The 16,767-nt window shown below is 69.2% G+C and carries 15 protein-coding genes and 1 pseudogene; 6 read left to right on the forward strand and 10 right to left on the reverse strand.

Features of this window, described 5'->3' with window-relative positions; all coding sequences use genetic code 11:
* Nucleotides 1–29: 29 nt before the first annotated feature.
* Nucleotides 30–1,118, reverse strand: a complete 1,089-nt coding sequence (locus ACXAHD_RS14830) for an NAD-dependent epimerase/dehydratase family protein (protein WP_281551409.1) — start codon at nt 1,116–1,118, stop codon at nt 30–32.
* 115 nt (nt 1,119–1,233) lie between these two features.
* Here ACXAHD_RS14830 and ACXAHD_RS14835 point away from each other — a divergent pair, with 115 nt between their 5' ends.
* Nucleotides 1,234–2,568 (forward strand): molybdopterin-dependent oxidoreductase, encoded by a 1,335-nt coding sequence (locus tag ACXAHD_RS14835; protein WP_281551408.1) that lies wholly within the window; start codon nt 1,234–1,236, stop codon nt 2,566–2,568.
* Nucleotides 2,561–3,067 (forward strand): hypothetical protein, encoded by a 507-nt coding sequence (locus ACXAHD_RS14840; RefSeq protein WP_281551407.1) that lies wholly within the window; start codon nt 2,561–2,563, stop codon nt 3,065–3,067. The genes ACXAHD_RS14835 and ACXAHD_RS14840 overlap by 8 nt, the downstream gene beginning before the upstream one ends.
* A gap of 48 nt (nt 3,068–3,115) precedes the next feature.
* Here ACXAHD_RS14840 and ACXAHD_RS14845 read toward each other — a convergent pair whose 3' ends face one another.
* Together ACXAHD_RS14845 and ACXAHD_RS14850 are read right to left on the reverse strand one after the other, a co-directional pair.
* Nucleotides 3,116–4,642, reverse strand: coding sequence for a catalase (locus ACXAHD_RS14845; protein ID WP_475051170.1), 1,527 nt, complete (start codon nt 4,640–4,642; stop codon nt 3,116–3,118).
* Between the two features lie 130 nt (nt 4,643–4,772).
* The gene (locus ACXAHD_RS14850; protein ID WP_281551405.1) at nt 4,773–5,657 is read right to left on the reverse strand and encodes an ABC transporter substrate-binding protein; all 885 of its coding nucleotides are present in this window, start codon (nt 5,655–5,657) and stop codon (nt 4,773–4,775) included.
* A gap of 115 nt (nt 5,658–5,772) precedes the next feature.
* On the opposite strand from ACXAHD_RS14850, the gene ACXAHD_RS14855 reads away from it, so the two are divergent.
* The 3 genes from ACXAHD_RS14855 to ACXAHD_RS14865 all read left to right on the forward strand — a co-directional run bounded on the left by ACXAHD_RS14855 (nt 5,773) and on the right by ACXAHD_RS14865 (nt 8,311).
* Nucleotides 5,773–6,393, forward strand: coding sequence for a copper resistance CopC family protein (locus ACXAHD_RS14855; protein WP_475051174.1), 621 nt, complete (start codon nt 5,773–5,775; stop codon nt 6,391–6,393).
* Nucleotides 6,394–6,459: 66 nt separating this feature from the next.
* The gene (locus ACXAHD_RS14860) at nt 6,460–7,053 is read left to right on the forward strand and encodes a copper chaperone PCu(A)C (protein WP_475051176.1); all 594 of its coding nucleotides are present in this window, start codon (nt 6,460–6,462) and stop codon (nt 7,051–7,053) included.
* A 4-nt stretch (nt 7,054–7,057) separates the two neighbouring features.
* Nucleotides 7,058–8,311, forward strand: a complete 1,254-nt coding sequence (locus ACXAHD_RS14865; RefSeq protein ID WP_289211215.1) for a Dyp-type peroxidase — start codon at nt 7,058–7,060, stop codon at nt 8,309–8,311.
* Nucleotides 8,312–8,462: 151 nt separating this feature from the next.
* On the opposite strand, the gene ACXAHD_RS14870 is transcribed toward ACXAHD_RS14865, so the two are convergent.
* On the reverse strand, nt 8,463–9,059 hold the full coding sequence (locus ACXAHD_RS14870; protein ID WP_289211214.1) for a DoxX family membrane protein: 597 nt from the start codon (nt 9,057–9,059) through the stop codon (nt 8,463–8,465).
* Nucleotides 9,060–9,213: 154 nt separating this feature from the next.
* On the reverse strand, nt 9,214–9,795 hold the full coding sequence (locus ACXAHD_RS14875; RefSeq protein ID WP_281551400.1) for a hypothetical protein: 582 nt from the start codon (nt 9,793–9,795) through the stop codon (nt 9,214–9,216).
* 402 nt (nt 9,796–10,197) lie between these two features.
* Here ACXAHD_RS14875 and ACXAHD_RS14880 point away from each other — a divergent pair, with 402 nt between their 5' ends.
* Nucleotides 10,198–10,575 (forward strand): DUF5980 family protein, encoded by a 378-nt coding sequence (locus ACXAHD_RS14880; protein ID WP_475051200.1) that lies wholly within the window; start codon nt 10,198–10,200, stop codon nt 10,573–10,575.
* Nucleotides 10,576–10,627: 52 nt separating this feature from the next.
* Here ACXAHD_RS14880 and ACXAHD_RS14885 read toward each other — a convergent pair.
* The 5 genes and pseudogenes from ACXAHD_RS14885 to ACXAHD_RS14905 form a co-directional block, all read right to left on the reverse strand.
* Nucleotides 10,628–10,882: pseudogene (locus tag ACXAHD_RS14885) on the reverse strand (glucuronyl esterase domain-containing protein); the annotation flags it as partial.
* A 125-nt stretch (nt 10,883–11,007) separates the two neighbouring features.
* On the reverse strand, nt 11,008–11,235 hold the full coding sequence (locus ACXAHD_RS14890; RefSeq protein ID WP_281551398.1) for a hypothetical protein: 228 nt from the start codon (nt 11,233–11,235) through the stop codon (nt 11,008–11,010).
* A 226-nt stretch (nt 11,236–11,461) separates the two neighbouring features.
* A complete protein-coding gene (locus ACXAHD_RS14895) occupies nt 11,462–13,975 on the reverse strand; it encodes a nucleoside hydrolase-like domain-containing protein (RefSeq protein WP_475051179.1) in 2,514 nt (837 codons plus the stop codon).
* A 717-nt stretch (nt 13,976–14,692) separates the two neighbouring features.
* The gene (locus ACXAHD_RS14900) at nt 14,693–15,790 is read right to left on the reverse strand and encodes a sugar-binding transcriptional regulator (protein ID WP_475051182.1); all 1,098 of its coding nucleotides are present in this window, start codon (nt 15,788–15,790) and stop codon (nt 14,693–14,695) included.
* Between the two features lie 28 nt (nt 15,791–15,818).
* Complete coding sequence (locus tag ACXAHD_RS14905) at nt 15,819–16,763, reverse strand: transketolase family protein (RefSeq protein ID WP_281567281.1); 945 nt, start codon at nt 16,761–16,763, stop codon at nt 15,819–15,821.
* Between the last annotated feature and the right edge of the window lie 4 nt (nt 16,764–16,767).

Here is a 16,767-nt window from a genome sequence, read left to right on the forward strand (position 1 = left end):
GGCCGGCGCTGGCAGCGCCGGCCCGGGTCTCAGGCCGGCACCGGCAGGGCTGCCGGTTCACCCTGCAGCGCGGCCGGCTCCCGCAGCGGGTCGGTGGCGAACGCGGTCACCCCGTCGGCGAAACCGACCCGGGCGGTGAAGCCGAGCAGTCGCGCCGCCCGGCCCGGGTCGGCCACCACGTGCCGTACGTCCGCCGGCCGGGCACCGCCGACGATCGCCGGCTCCGGCCCGCCCATCGCCGCCGCCAGTTGCCGGGCAAGCTCACCGACCGGGTGCGGCTCACCCGAGCAGACGTTCACCGGCACCATGCCGGCCGGCTGGTCGGCGACCATGGCCAGCAGGTTCGCCCAGGCGACGTCGGTGACGTGCACGAAGTCCCGCTGCTGCCGGCCGTCCTCGAGCACCTGCGGTGCCCGTCCGTCGGCCAACGCCGACCGGAACAGCGACGCCACTCCCGCGTACGGGGTGTCGCGTGGCATCCGGGGGCCGTAGACGTTGTGGTAGCGCAGCGCCCAGCCACCGCCGCCGGTCTGCCGCGCCCACGCCGCCGCCAGATGCTCCTGTGCGAGTTTGCTCGCCGCGTACGTGCTGCGCGGTTCCAGCGGCGCGTTCTCCGGCACCCGCGTCCAGCGGAGTTCACCGGCGCACTGCGGGCAGCGCGGGTCGTACCGGCCGGCGGCCAGGTCGTCGGGGCGGCGCGGCGCCGGCCGGACGACGCCGTGGGCGGCGCAGGTGTAGCGGCCCTCGCCGTACACCACCATCGAGCTGGCCAGCACCAGTCGGGTCACGCCGGCCCGGTGCATCGCGGCCAGCAGTACCGCGGTGCCGTAGTCGTTGTGCCCGGCGTAGGCCGGCGCGTCCGACGGGTCGAGGCCGTGGCCGACCATCGCCGCCTGGTGACAGACCACGTCGACGCCGGGCAACAGCCGGTCCAACAGTTCGCCGTCGCGGACGTCGCCGCGTACCAGGTCGTGCCGGCGGACCCAGTCGGGTGGCTTGTCGCCGTGTGCCTGCGGCAGCAGCGCGTCCAGCGCGACCACCTCGTGTCCCTCGTCGACCAGCAGGTCGGCGACGTGCGATCCGATGAACCCGGCCGCGCCGGTGAGCAGTATCCGCATCCGCTCACGGTATGGCCGGTCGGTGGGTCGCCGGTCCGGTTCCGGCCAGTCGTCAGAATTCCGTAATCGTCGAACCGGGCCCTGACCGGGTCGTCGCGAACTAGCGTCCCGGTACATGGCCGCCACCACCGATCCGGTTCCGGACCCGGGCTCCGGCCCCGCCTCCGCCGGTCCTACCTCCGCCGGCCCGTCCGACGTTGCCCGCCGCTGGCGCAGCCCGCTGCGCGGCCCCTGGCTGACCTCGGTCCTCGGCCTCGTCCTGCTGATCGGCCTGCCGGTGGTGATGATCACCGGGCTGCTCGACTACATCGCCTACGGACCGCAGTTCGGGCAGGCGTTCCCGCGCGACGTCGGCTGGCTGCGGCTGCCGTACTTCGACTGGCCGACCCGCCCGTCCTGGCTGTTCCGGGTCAGCCAGGGCCTGCACGTGGCGTTGGGGATCGCGCTGATCCCGGTGATCCTGGCCAAACTGTGGTCGGTGATTCCGAAACTGTTCGCCTGGCCGCCGGTGCGGTCTGCGGCGCAGGCACTGGAGCGGATCTCCCTGCTGCTGCTGGTCGGCGGGATCCTGTTCCAGACCGTCACCGGTGTGCTCAACGTGCAGTACGCGTACCTGTTCGGGTTCGACTTCTACACCGCGCACTACTTCGGGGCGTGGGTGTTCACCGCCGCGTTCGTCGTTCACGTCGTACTCAAGCTGCCCCGGATGGTCACCGCGTTGCGGTCCCGGCCGCTGCGTGCCGAACTGCGTACCTCGCGGGCCGACACCCGGCCCGAGCCGCCCGACCCGGACGGCCTGGTCGCCCTGCGGCCCGCCCCGGCGACGATCAGCCGCCGGGGAGCGCTCGCCCTGGTCGGCGGCGGATCGCTACTGCTGGCCGTGCTCACCGTCGGGCAGAGCCTGGACGGCCCGTGGCGGCGGCTGGCCCTGCTGCTGCCCCGTGGTCGACCGGCCGGTGACGGACCGAACGGCTTCCCGGTCAACCGCACCGCCGCGGCGGCCGGGATCCGGCCGGCCGACACCGGCGACGGCTGGCGCCTGGAACTGCTCGGCGACGACGGCCGGGTGGTGAGCCTGAGCCGGGAACAGCTGCTCGGCATGCCTTCGCACACCGCCCGGCTGCCGATCGCGTGTGTGGAGGGCTGGTCGACCCTGCAGACCTGGACCGGGGTACGGCTGCGCGACCTGGCCGCCGAGGCCGGGGTGCCCGAGCCGGCGTCGGCCCGGGTCACCTCGATCCAGCGCGGCGGCCTGTTCAACAAGGCGACCCTGCAGGCCAACCAGGTGCTGGACCCGGACTCGCTGCTGGCGCTGCGGGTCAACGGCGTCGACCTCTCCCTCGACCACGGCTTTCCGGCCCGGATCATCGTGCCGGCGCTGCCCGGCGTGCACTGCACCAAATGGGTGGCGACCATCGACTTCAGCGGCGACGGTGACGGCAATGGGTGACCGGAGCAGGCAGCTGGTGGCCGGGCGGCTCCGGGCCGGCTACGGGGCGCCGTGGTGGCACCCGCTGTTGCTGGTGGGTTGCTTCGCGGTCGCCGGCTGGGTGGCGCTGCGGCTGGCCGGCGAGGCGACCGCCGTACGGATGCTGATCTGGTTCGTGGCCGCAGTGATCGTGCACGACCTGGTCATGTTCCCGGTCTACGCGGCCGCCGACCGGGCGCTGCTCACCGCGACCCAGGCGGCCACCGGGAACGGTAGCCGCCCGGCGCGGCTGTCCGTGGTGAACCATGTCCGGGTGCCGGCGCTCGGGTCGGCGCTGCTGTTCATCGTCTACCTGCCCGGCATTCTGCGGCTCGGCGGCGGCACGTTCACCGCCGCGACCGGCCTGACCCAGCAGCCGTACCTGACTCGCTGGCTGCTGGCCAGCGCGGTGATGTTCGCCGTCAGCGGGCTGTGGCTCGCCGTCCGCCTGCACCGCGTCCAGTCGCGGGACCGCCGATGATCCAAAGCGTCGGGTCGAGGTACCCCGACCGGGACGTACCGCCATGGGTCAGGCCTTGGCCTGCATGCTGGACCGGGCGGGATTGGCCTGCTTGGCCGCCTTCGGGTCCTTCTCATCCTGCTTGGCCCGGACTCCGGCGGCCACCCGGTCGCCGATGTTCTTGTCGACGTTGCGCCAGTACTCGAAGGCACGCTGCAGCACCGGTTCGCTCACCCCGTTGAGCAGGTGCCCGACGATGTTGTCGACCAGCCGGTCGCGGGCCGCGTCGTCCAACACCTGGCGGACCATGGTGCCGGCCTGCCCCCAGTCGTCGTCCTCGGCGTGCGACGAGTATGCCGCCCGGACCATCTCGCCGTCGGCGTACCAGATGCCGCCGTCGTCGGTGAGATCCGGCTGCGCCTGCGGTCCACCGTACGAGTTCGGCGCATACACCGGGTCGGTGACGTTGTGTACGCGCATCGCGCCGTCCTTGGAGTAGCTGTGTGTCGGCACCTTCGGCGAGTTGACCGGGATCTGCCGGTAGTTGACGCCGAGCCGGGCGCGGTGCGCGTCGGCGTAGCTGAACCCGCGGGCCAGCAGCATCTTGTCCGGGGACAGCCCGGTGCCGGGCACCACGTTGTTCGGCTCGAACGCCGCCTGCTCCATCTCGGTGTGGTAGTCGGTGACGTTGCGGTTCAGGGTCAGCCGGCCCACCTCGTGCAGCGGGTAGTCGCCGTGCGGCCATACCTTGGTCAGGTCGAACGGGTTGAACCGGTACGTCCTGGCCTGCTCGAACGGCATCACCTGCACGTACAGCGTCCAGGACGGGAACTGTCCGGCGGCGATGTGCTCGAACAGGTCCCGCTGGTGGTAGTCGGTGTCGGCCGACGCCATCTGGTCCGCCTCGTCCTGGGTGAAGAACTCGATGCCCTGGTCGGTCTTGAAGTGGTATTTGATCCAGAACTTCTCGCCCCGCGCGTTGATCCACATGTACGTGTGGCTGCCGTACCCGTTCATGTGCCGCCAGGTACGCGGAATGCCCCGGTCGCCCATCAACCAGGTGACCTGGTGCGCGGATTCCGGCGACAGGGTCCAGAAGTCCCACTGCATGTCGTGGTCGCGCAGGTTGTTGTCGGCCCGGCGTTTCTGCGACCGGATGAAATGCTGGAACTTCATCGGGTCCTTGATGAAGAAGATTGGCGTGTTGTTGCCGACGATGTCGAGGTTGCCGTCGCTGGTGTACAGCTTCACGGCGAAGCCGCGCGGGTCACGCCAGGTGTCCGGGCTGCCCCGTTCCCCGGCGACGGTGGAGAACCGGACGATCGCCTCGGTCTCGGTGCCGGGCTGGAAGACCGCCGCCCGGGTGTACGCGCTGACGTCGCCGGTCACCTGGAACACGCCGAACGCGCCGCCGCCCTTGGCGTGCGGCTGCCGCTCCGGGATCCGCTCCCGGTTGAAGTTCGCCATCTGCTCGATCAGGTAGTGGTCCTGCAGCAGCAGCGGGCCGTTCGGGCCGACGGTGAGCGAGTGTTCGTCGCTGGCGACCGGCACCCCGGCGTCGGTGGTGGTCGGTGGGCGTTGTCGCTGGTCGGTCACGAGTTCTCCTCGGGTCGGCTGAAATCTGCGCTACTGGCACTCATACCCAGCCAACGACGATCCCAGCCCTGCGTGCTCGGCCGGTGGGCCCGACACTGGATCCCCGATCAGGCGACGCGGGCGGCCGTGATCAGGCGACGCGGGCGGCCGCGCCGGCCGGCGCGGCCGGCACCCGGTCGGGGTGCAGCACGGCGGCGATGGTTTCGACCCCGTCGATCAGCCGCGGTCCGGGCCGGACGACGAGGGAGTCCCCGTCGAGCGCCCACACCGGTACGCCCGGCATCCGGTCCGTCACCACTCGGGCCTGCTGGGCGGCGCCGTCGAGATGGAAGCCACACGGTGCCACCAGCACCACGTCCGGGTCGGCGGCGGCGAAGGCGTCCCAGGTGGTCTGCGTCGAGCGGGCACCGGGACGGGCGGCAACCGGGTTGCCTCCGGCGGCCGACACCAGGTCGGGCACCCAGTGGCCGGCGGTGAACGGCGGGTCGACCCACTCCACCACCGCCACCCGGGGCGCGGCGGCGCCGGCGACTGCGGCGGCCACCGCCGCGAGCCGGCGGCGCAGGCCGGCGACCAGCACGCCGGCCCGATCCGGTACGCCGGTACGTTCACCCACCGCGACGAAGGTGTCGAGCACCTCGTCGAGGGTGTACGGGTCGAGCGACAGCACGTCGGCGCGGCAGCCGAGGTAGTCGAGGGCGTTGGACACCTGGCCGGACGGCAGCGCGCACACCCGGCACAGGTCCTGGGTGAGGATCAGATCCGGTGCCAGGCCGGCCAGCGCGTCAGCGTGCAGCGTGTACAGGTCGTCCCCGGCAGCCATCCGGCCCTTGACGTAGCTGTCGATCTCCGCCGGGGTCATGCCCCGGGTGTCGCGGCCACCGACCACGATGGCTTTGTCCCGGCGGGCGGTCGGCGGCTCGTCGCACTCGAAGGTCACCCCGACGAGATCGTCGTCCAGCCCGAGCGCGTAGACGATCTCCGTCGCCGACGGCAGCAACGACATCAGGCGCATCAGGTCATTGTGCGGGCTGGCAAGCTGTCCGACCAGCGGCGAGCGTCGCGACGTGAGTAATGTTCAATCGATTCCGGGCCGGGTCCAGAAGCCCTGACCGAGGGAGGTGTCATCCGTGCCGACAACAGCCGAGATGTCCGTACGTGGTCGCCGTGGCGTCGCCTTCGCCACGCTGGGCCTGCGCGCGGCAGTGTCCGTCACCGCCGCCGTTGCTGCCGTCCTGCTGCCGGCGTCGCAGGCTGTGGCGCACAACGCGCTGGTGAGTTCGCAGCCCGGGCAGAACACCCGGGTGACGCAGGCGCCGGAAGAAATCGAGCTGGTGTTCACCGAGCGGCTCAACGGCGAGTTCACCACCATCGTGGTCAGCGACGCCGGTGGTGCGCAGGTGCCGGTGGAGGGCCCGGTGGTGGATCAGCAGCGGGCTGTGGCGCGGCCGGTGCAGCCGTTGCCGGACGGCGTCTACACGGTGGCGTACCGGGTGGTGTCGGCGGACGGCCACCCGGTGCAGGGGTCGTTCCGGTTCGCGGTGAACGCGCCGCTGACCGCCGCGTCCGGTGCGGCGACGGCGAGCGCCGCCGCGACCGGGAGCGCGGCAGCGGAACCCGGGCAGGCGCAGCCGGAGGAGCCGTCGGGTGGCGTCGGGCGGTGGCCGTACCTGGTCGGCGGGGTGGCGCTCGTGATCGTCGGGGCGGCCGTGGCGGCGTTCTTCGCCGCGCGTCGCCGACGGGTGACCTAGGTCACTTCCGGAACCGGTGTGGATCACGGCCCGACTACTCGGATACCACTCGTGAGGAGAACGCGCATGTCAACAGCGGTCCAGGCTGGTTCGGTACGGAAGCGGGCACGGCGGCTCGCGGCGCTGTCCGGCTTCGCCGGTGTCGTGCTCGCCTTCGCCGGCTGCAGTGGCGACGGGGCGTCGACAACCGCCGAGCCGACGCCGTCGGACAGCCCGGCGGTGACCCAGACCGCCGGGCTCGTCATCGAGGATCCGTGGGTGAAAGCCGCCGACGAGGGCATGACGGCCGCCTTCGGGGTGCTGGTCAACGACACCGACGCCGACATCACCGTCACTGCGGTCGAGACCGCGATCTCCCCGATCGAGCTGCACGAGATGGCGATGCAGGACGGCGCGATGGTGATGCGGGAGAAGGGCGGTGGGATCACCGTACCGGCCGGCGGCAGCCACACCCTCGAACCCGGCGGCGACCACATCATGCTGATGGACATCGCCGAAGCGGTTCAGCCCGGTGACGAGATCACCTTCACGATGACGTTCGCCGACGGCGGGACGTACGAGTTCAGCGCGGTGGCGAAGCCCTTCGCCGGGGCCGAGGAGAGCTACGACCCGGACTCGGAAATGGACATGGACATGGACATGGACATGGACAACGGCTGAGCGCATGCCTGCTGAGGAACACGTTGCCCGGCCGGCGGTGAACCGCCGCCTGCTGTTCACCGGCGGCGCCGCCGCGCTCGGCGGAGCGTTGGCCAGCGGTGCGGCGGTCGCCGCGGCAGCAACCGGCAACCGGCAACCGGCCGACCCCGGCCCGGCCGCCGCCGAGCCGCTACCGGTCGATTTCGGTACGGAGACGGTGCCGTTCCACGGGGCGCGGCAGGCCGGGGTGGCGACCGCGCCACAGGCGTACGCCTCGTTCGTCGCGTTCACCTTGAACACGGGAACGGGCCGGCCGGCACTGGGCCGGCTGTTGCGGCTGCTCACCGACGATGCGGCCCGGCTGACCCAGGGCGTGGCGCCGTTGGCCGACACCGAGCCGGAATTGGCGGTGCTGCCGGCCCGGTTGACTGTGACGTTCGGGTTCGGCCCCGGGCTGTACGCGGTGGCCGGGGTGCCGGACCGCCGGCCGGATTCGGTGGCCGACCTGCCGGCGTTTGCGATCGACCGGCTGGAACCCGGCTGGTCCGGCGGTGACCTACTGCTGCAGATCTGCGCCGACGATCCGCTCACGGTGGCCCACGCGCAACGGATGCTGATCAAGGATGCCCGGCCGTTCGCCCGGGTGCGTTGGGTGCAGCAGGGCTTCCGCCGGGGGCGGGGGGTCGAACATGAGGCGCACACCCAGCGCAACATCATGGGCCAGATCGACGGTACGGCGAACCCGACCCCTGACACGCCCGCGTTCGACACGGCGGTCTGGGCCGCTGACGGTCCGGACTGGCTGCGCGACAGCACCACCTGTGTGGTGCGCCGGATCCGCACCGAGATGGAAACCTGGGACAAGCTGGGCCGGGTCGACAAGGAGCTGGTGATCGGGCGGCGGCTGGACAGCGGGGCACCGCTGACCGGTGAGGAGGAGACCGACGAACCGGACTTCTCCGCGGTCAACGAAGTCGGGCTGCCGATCATGCCGGACTTCTCGCACGTCACCCGGGCGCACATCACCGACGACCGGTACAAGATCCTGCGGCGGCCGTACAACTACGACGGGGTGCCGGGCCCCGACGGTACGCCGGACAGCGGGTTGATCTTCGCCGCGTACCAGGCGGACGTCACCGCCCAGTTCCTGCCGATCCAGCAGCGGCTTGCCGACCACGACCTGCTCAACGAGTGGGTGACCCCGATCGGGTCGGCGGTGTTCGCGATTCCGCCCGGCTGCGGGCCCGGCGGCTGGATCGGCGAGAGTCTGCTGGCCTGACAGGGTCGGCGGCACGTCAGACGCCGGTGGGGGGGGGGGGGGGGGGGGGGGGGGGGGGGGGGGGGGTGGGGGGGGGGGGGGGGGGGGGGGGGGGGGGGGGGGGCCAGGCGGGGGGGCCATCCCCCCACACACCGATCGGGGGAGGGGAAGGTCAGATCATCCAGCGGTTGCGCTGCACGAAGGGCAGCTTCGCCCAGAGTCGGCCGAGACCCCAGGTGTGGCCGGCGTAGGCGGCGGCGAGGGCGACCAAGACGACCGCGTAGACGATGTGGTAGTCGACCAGCGGGTTGGTGGCGTGGGCGGGTTCCCCGCTGGCGGTGACGCGGTCGAGCGGGAACTCGGCGAGCCACATGAACACCATCATGAGGGCACCGGACGCGGCGGCGACCCGCAGCCCGATACCGGCGATCAGCGCGATGCCGATGGCGCCGAGGCCGGTCATGAACAGGGTGTCGGCCCACCAGGTGCCGGCGATCGAGTGGAAGAACGACTGCAGCGGGCCGACCTCGACCGAGGAGAGGAAGCCCTTGGTCGGCGAGCCGCCGTTGACCCAGGCCCGCTCGGCCGGGGTGGCGAAGCCGAAGCCGAAGGTCTTGTCGAGGAACGCCCAGAGGAAGACGAACCCGGTGGAGATCCGCAGCACGGCCATGGCCCGGGCGGCGGTGGTGGTCAGCATCGCGCCGGGGAGTTCGGCGCGCTCGAGGGGCCGTTCGATCGACCGGTGGCTGGTGTGCTGGGTGGTGGTCATCGTCGCCTCCGCGACTCGTATCTCGCTGTGACGAGATCAGCTTCCCGCGTTGGCGGGTCCCGCCGCCTGAGGCGGAACACCTGTGGTGGCCGGGCCTTTGTCCCCAACCCCCACGGTACGTCCGTCGGCGCCGCCAGCGCTCCGTTCGGTGTGGTCAGAGTCCGGCTGCGGCGTCGTACCGGCGGCGCAGATCGGCCATCTCCGGCTCGGCCAGAGCCTCCTTCATCGCCAGCTCCGCGTACTTCGGTGGGAACATCTGCCGCAGCCGGTCGACGAACATGACCTCGGCGGTGGCCTCGACCACCTGGATACCGGGTGGCTCGGTGGACAGGTCCATGATCACCGGACCGGCGAGCTTCGGAGCGACGTCCCAGGGGCGGTCGGGTCCGGCGACCCCGCAGAGGTGGAAGCCGTAGACGGTCCGTACGTCGGCGAGTGTGTCGACGTCGGTCGGCTCGTGGCCGTAGACGTGGACCCCGCAGATCACCGCCGGTGCCCGTCCGTCGCCGTCGGCCGCCTGCACGATGTGATCGGCGTGGTTGTGCTGCCCCGGGTCCGCCTGTTCAAGCGTGGCGCGCATCCGGGTCATGATCTGTCCGCGCAGATCCGCCGGTGCCAGGTCGGGGTCGGCCGAGTCGGCCAGTACGACCACGCTGAACGAACTCGCCAGCAGGATCACCGCCACCCAGGCGAAGCGGTTTCGGTACCACCTGGCGAATCTCTCCCGGGGAACCATGGCTACTTCTCACCTCGTCGCCGAATCCGATGCCTTGGCAGACCAGAGTGGATGTTGCTGACGGACAGCCTGTCGGGCGGTGCGGCACGGGTGTCTGCCAGGTGCCGCGCTGCCGACGCTGCGATGCTCCCGGCTGGCCGTTCTCAGCGCGGTTGCCCCCACGCTGCGGCGATGTGAGTCAATTCAGCACGAGTGGACAGATTCGGCAACATCGATGCTGGTGTGGTTGTAGGGGATACCCAAGAGGTGCGTGGTGTTCGAGGAGTATCCACGTGATGCTCCGTGCACGAGGGGCGGCGAACCGGGTGTGTACCGGGTTCTGGGGTTGGAGGTCGTCCGAGGTCGCATCACCGAAGGAGGCTCATCGTGAGATTGACCCGCTCAGTCAAGGTGGCGCTCGCAGTGGCAACCGGCTTGGCGCTGACCTTGGCGATAAGTCCATCGACCGCGTCGGCGGCCGTCGGCACGGGATCGGCGGCACCTGCCGCCGGTACCTCGCAGGCGACCTGGCATCTGTCCGACTATGAGCAGCGTGTCTGCCTTCCGGCTGGCGAATCCAATTTCACGTACTTCGTTGGATTCGTCGCTGGCTCGTGGTCATCGCCTCTGCACGTCGACATGCACGGTCTACCCGAGGGTACGGACTACGGCCTGCCGCATCCGATCGCGCCTGGACGCCGATCCGCCCCGGCGGCGGATCGGCTTTCCCTGCCCTGCTCCGCAGGAGTTCCGTTTCCTCCCGGCCGCAACGCCGGAGTATCCACGGAAGGAATCCGATGACGTCAATGATCCGGCTGACGCCCCACGCCCAGGCCATCAGCAGCCCGGTGCTGCTGGACGAGCCGTAGATGCTGTAGAAGGCACCCTGCTTGTTGCTGCGTCCGGTGCCTTCCTGGCCGACGGAGAACGGGTCGAAGCTGATCACGGCGGCACCGGCGGACCGGATGGTGGCGGTGTCCGCGCCGAAACCGCCGTAGACGATGACGGCCGGGTGGGGTCCGGATCCGCTGGGCAGTTGGACGCTGGCCGAGAAGCTGGAGCTGCGGCCGTTGTGCGAGACGTTCACCGTGATGTTGGAACTGGTCATGGTGCCGGTGACGGTGGCCGGCTTCGCTGGCTTGTCACCGTAGACGTACCGTTCGGCCTGTTCCCGGATCTCGGCCCGCCGGCATACCCACTCGGCCTTGGTGGTGATCCGCGAACCGTCGATTTTTAGGACCGGATCTGGAAGTCGGGAGCTGGGCTGAAGGAACCTGGATTGGGTACGAGGCAGTCGGCGCCCTCATCCTCGACATTCGAGGCGAAGGCGAGGGCACCGTCGGCGGCGTCGGCGGCGCGGGTTCCCGCCAGTACTGTCATGGCTCCAGCGACCGCGAGGGCTGCTGTGGAGAGCATGACGACCGCCGAACGGATCTTCGAGCGGCCCGAGCTGATGATCACCAGGGCTCTCCCTTCCGGCTAGGTGACGGCTGCGACATCAATCGAAGTTCGCGGATGTCGCGGCGATAAGTTTCGAACAATCTAACGAAACAGATCAATGGGCGGCGGGGGTGCTGGCCGGTCGGACCACAGGAAGCAGGGCGCCTCCCGGGCAGTCCAACAATGTCCTGCCTGGGAGGCGCCCCTTGGTCGCCGCTCCGTCCCCACGGCCGGCGGCTGACCCGACCTACCGGACGTTGATCACCATCCGCCGGAAGGAGTACAGGTTGGGCGACCCGTTGTCACGTACCTGCAGGATGATGTGGATGCTCTGCCCGCCAGCGTTCGACGGGATCTGCACCGTGGCCGAGGTGCCAGAGCTGTTGCTGATCGACACGCTGCCGTTGTACGAGCTGGGCTCGTCGTAGTACGACCACGTGTACGCCAGCGAGTTGCCGTCCGGGTCGCTGGAGCCGGCTGCGCTGAGGTTCACACTGGAGCCAGCGGAGGCGGGCATCTCCAGGACATCCTTGGTGGTGTCACCGTTGAGCACGGCGATCGGATGGTGGTTGGCGCCGGAGTAGCTGCTGGTGATGCTCCAGTCCATCCGGGCCGCGAAGTCGTTGTGAATGGCGGTGCTCCACCGGTTGATCGAGCTGCCACCCTCCGACGCGTCGGTGTACATGTAGTAGGGGTCGAACGACGGCTCGTGGTCGAGCCGACCGCTGCAGGACATACCACGTACAGCGGACCTTTCGGCTGGGCCGAACCGACCGCCGAAGCCGCCCCAGTCCACGTGGTCCGGATCGGTCAGCCCGTTCGCGATCTGGTGCAGGAACGCCGGGGTGTCACCCTCGGTCGCCCACTGCCTGTCCGGGTACTGCGCCCCCAGCGGACCGTGGTTCTGGACGTTGGAGTCCAACCAACCGTCCGACGGCTGCCAGCTGTACACCAGGTTCTTTGCGCGGATGTAGACGAGGTTCGGGTAGTTTTTCGTCAGCCACGCGCCAGCATCGTCCTGACCGAGGATGTCGTACACCCGGAGCTTGCTGATGAACCGGTTGACCTCTGCCTGGCTGCGAGTGTTCTGTACCTTCCAGACCGCTTGCGCCAAAGTGTTGCCGCCACCCCAGAAGTTGACCCAAACCGGCCGGGGATCGTCCCGGTCCACCGCAGCGATGATCAGCTCCGAGCCGGGGGTGTCCCTACCCGAACCGACCGCGTCCATGCCGTAGCCGGTCTGACCCAGCTTCGAGATGGACTGCAGGTACGACAGGCTCGGGTATCCGTCGGCGTGCCGTTGCAGGTTGGACAGTACCTGGCCGTACGCGTTCAGTCGGGGATTGAGCAGGTTGTTCATGTTGGAGGAGCTCTGCGTCGGCCGCCAGCAACTGGTGCTGCCGATGATGCCTTCCAGGTCCACCTCGTTGGCCATCACCAGCATACGAACGAGCGACTGCAGGTCGTCCGGGTCAGCCCCCAGGTCGGTCGTGTTGATGACCCGCGGCTTCGAGGACGCGGCTCGTACCGATACCGACTTGGCGAGGGAGTTGGTGCGGCCGTCGTTGTCGGTGACGGTGACGGTGACGGTGTAGGTGCCCGCGGCGGAGTACTGGTGGGTGGTGACTGCGCCGGTCTTGACGGTGCCGTTGCCGTAGTCGGTGCGGTAGGCAGTGATAGTGCCGTCGAGGTCAAAGGATGCGGTGGCGTCGACGGTGATGGTGTCGCCCGGTTTGGGGTTGGTCGGGGTGATGGTGAAGGCGGCCACTGGGTCGCCGGGGTTGCTGGCGCGGGCGACTTTGATGGCGTTGACCTTTGCGTTCTCGACGTTGGATACGAATTGGATGTTGATGGTGCCGTCGCCGACTGCCACGGAGCTCTGGGTGGTATAGGCGGTGTCCGCGCCGACTCGGGCGAAGATGTCGAGGTCGCTGACCTGTTCGGTGTCCTCCATGAGGACGTCGAAGCTCCGGAGGCCGGCTGCGGTGTGGTAGACCTCGGCGAAGTAGAGGGTGACGGTGTAGTAGCCGTTCGGCACTGCGGCTGAGTAGCTGAGGTTGCCGTAGCGTTCGCTCTGGAAGAGAGCGTCGTCGGTAGTGCCGTTGATGGAGTCGCTGACGGTGTAGGTGGAGCCGCCGGAGAAGCCGGTGTCGGCAGCGAAGGCGGTGCCGTCCGAGCTGGTGAAGGCGCTGCCGCCAGCGTTGATGGCGAAGACCGTCTGAGTGGGTGGTGCGGTGGTGGGTGGTGCGGTGGTGGGTGGTGCGGTGGTGGGTGGTGCGGTGGTGGGTGGTGCGGTGGTGGGTGGTGCGGTGGTGGGGGTGGTGGAGCCGGTGCAGACGGTGCCGTTCAGGGTGAACGAGGTGGGTTTCGGGTTGTTGTTGGTCCAGGCTCCGTTGAACCCTGGGCTGACGGTGCCGTTGGTGGGAATGTTGCCGTTGTACGAGGCGTTTCTGACGGTCACGTTGCTGCCGGACTGGCTGACCGAGCCGTTCCAGAGCTGAGTGATTGTCTGGCCTGCGGGGAAGGTGAACTGGAGTGTCCAGCCGGAGATCGGGTCGCCGAGGTTGGTGATGTCGATGGTCGCGCCGAAGCCGCCGGACCACTGGCTGGTGATGTTGTAGTTGACCCGGCAACCGGCTGCGGCGCTGGCTTGAGTGGCGACGGCGACTGTCGCGGTGGAAGCCACGACGAGCGCGGTCGCGGCCAGCGCGCTACGTCGGAGTCCGGACAGTCGAGTTCTCTTGTGGTGGGCAAGCCTCATCGGGCTTCCTCTCTGCCACCCTAATCAGGAGAACGGGCGGCGAACAGCGCAGCTGGACCTGAGCTGAGCGCATTGCTGCCAGAATGTGAATGGACATCTCGCCGGCTGTCGCCCCAGCTGCGGGTATGAAGGACGAAAGTCTCCGCGGCCGTTGCCCTCGGCCACAGAACGAGCAGCGTCCCCGGTCTCCCGAAAGCCATATATACATTCATCGTCGCAGATGTGAATCGCGACTGCAAGGGTAGTCGTCACTGAATATCTATTCTATGCCCGTTGGGCGCGCTGTTTCGCCTTGATTGGCGTCGGTGTTTGTGGGTGCTCGGCCGGGCTGACGCTTTCCAGTGGGCGCTGCGCATGCGACAGCGAGCGTCGTTGCGGTGACCGCGCGACGCCGCGATGGGCGTAGCTGAGGGCGTGGGCCTGCTTTTCGCCGGGTGGCCGGCGTGCTACTGCTGGCCTTTGCCCTCAGCTACGTCGTCGAGGGACGGGTGCGTCCGTCGCCGTTGCCCTCGGCCACGGAACATCAGCGCTTCTGGGCTCCCGGCGCGTGTTGTCCACACCTCATCATGCCAGTAGGGGCCGGGCGCTGCAAGGAAAGTCGGTTATGAATACCCGCTCGACGAGGGTGCGACATCGGTTGACTGCGGCGGTAGGCAATCTTGTCGACCTGCCAGACTTACCAGTTTCGCTGGCCTCGGCGAAACAAAATCGAATGAGCTACCGGGAAGTAGGTCGATCTGGGGTGTCAACCAGAAGCTGGGCGACCGTGAGGTCGGTGATGAGCACATTGACGTGCTTGCCGAGCAGCGCGCCGCGGATGGCGGCGAGCTTGTTCCTCCCGCCAGCGACGGCGACTCTCCGGGGAATCGTCTGCAACTCTGTGGGACTGATGCCAAGGATTCGGTCGCCGAGCGGGGTGTGCACGGCCTGACCTACGGCGTCGTAGAACCGCAGACAGACATCCCCTACGGCACCGCCGGCGCGTAGGGCCGCCTGGTCAGGCTCCGCGAGGGCGTTGCCGCTCTCGAGTAGCAGTGGCGAGGGCTCGAGGCTGCCGATGCCGACCAGTGCCATCGTCAGCTTCGGCCAGGTCTGCAGCACTTCCGCGACAGTGGGATCCCGCAACAACGCCTCGCGAGCAGCCTCGGTGCCGAGCATCGCCGGCGCCGGCATGAAAAGTGGCTCGGCTCCGGTCATCGCCGCGAATCGGCTCATCAGCAGGTTTGCGCGTACCTGCACGCGAGGATTCCCGACGCCACCGACGATCTGGACGACCTGATCAACGACGCGGGCGCGGGACGGACGCATCCGTTCGACAGCGGCCAGCAGAGTCGCGCTCCACGAGGAGATGCCGACCCGGTCACCGCCGGTGAGGGTGGTCTCCAGGTAGTCGGCTGCCGCCGCGCCCAGAGCTGGGAGCAGGTCATCCACACTCGAGGCATCGACCACCACGGCCTCATGCAGGTCGTACTGCTGCTCGACAGCCTCCTCCAAGTCGGTGTGGACACCGGCCGGCAGCGACACGATCGTCCGGACGATGCCAATCTCAGTGGCTCGTTTGAGCAGCCTGGACACACGTGCCTGCGAGATGTGCAACTCATCGGCGATGCTGGTCTGCCGCATGTTTCGTTCGTGGTACATGCGGGCGACCTTCGCGACAAGCCGAACCTGGTCGTCGCTGTATGCCGCTCGTGGTTTCGTGCCGACGACATCCTCCTCAGCTGCGGCTTGGTGGCTACCCTCTGGCACTTGCCCGAGGGCCGGTTGGCCGATCCCTGCCGATCGTAGCGCCCGCCTTCCGGTCGGCAGACGCACGCGCAGAACACTCGGAACCCCGTGCGGGTCAGCGTCGAAGCGCCCGGTGGGCCGCGTCGACGATGCCGGCGGGAGAGATCCCGAAGTGCTCCAGCAGCCACCGGGCCGAACCGGTGGGCGCGAACACGCCGGGGACGCCGACGAACCTGACCGGAACCGGATGGTGCTGCACAACGGTCTCCGCGACCGCTCCGCCCAGGCCACCCGTGGTCAGCGCCTCTTCGACGGTGACGATCGCGCCGGTGTCCCGTGCCGCCGCGACGACGGCGTCGACGTCGAGCGGCTTGACGGTCGGCATCGACAGCACCCGAGCCTCGATGTCAAGCCGACTCAGCAGGCCGGCGGACTCCATCGCCGCGGACACGACGGTTCCGTTGGCGATGATCGTGACGTCGGTTCCTTCGCGGAGCCGGACCGCCTGCCCGGCCACGAAGCGGTAGTTCTCGGCGTTGACCGCAGCGACTCCCATCCGACTGACCCGGATGAAGACCGGCCCGGGATGTCCGGCCGCCCAGCGGACCGCCTGTCCGGTCTCGGCGGGGTCGCTGGGCACGATGACCGTGAGATTGGGTATGGCACGGAGCCAGGCCAGGTCCTCGATCGAGTGGTGGGTGGGTCCCAGTTCGCCGTACGCCATGCCCGGGCTCATCCCGCACAGGTTCAGGTTGTGGTTGGAGTACGCGGCGTCGACCTTGATCTGCTCGAGCGCGCGGGCGGTGAGGAAGCACGAGGCGGCCGAGACGAATGGTATCTTCCCGCCGTTGGCCAGGCCGGCGGCAACGCCCACCATGTCCTGCTCGGCGATGCCGACGTTGATCAGCCGGTCAGGAAATCTGCTGCCGAACTCGCTCAGCTTGCTGGAACCCACCGAGTCGTTGACCACCGCGACGATCCGTGGATCGGTTGCTGCGAGCTCGACGAGGGTCGCCGCGTAGGCGTCGCGGCAGTCGTGCAGGACCTGATCGGTCGTCAAGGCG

The sequence above is a fragment of the Micromonospora sp. ABR4_055 genome (genome assembly GCF_056160425.1).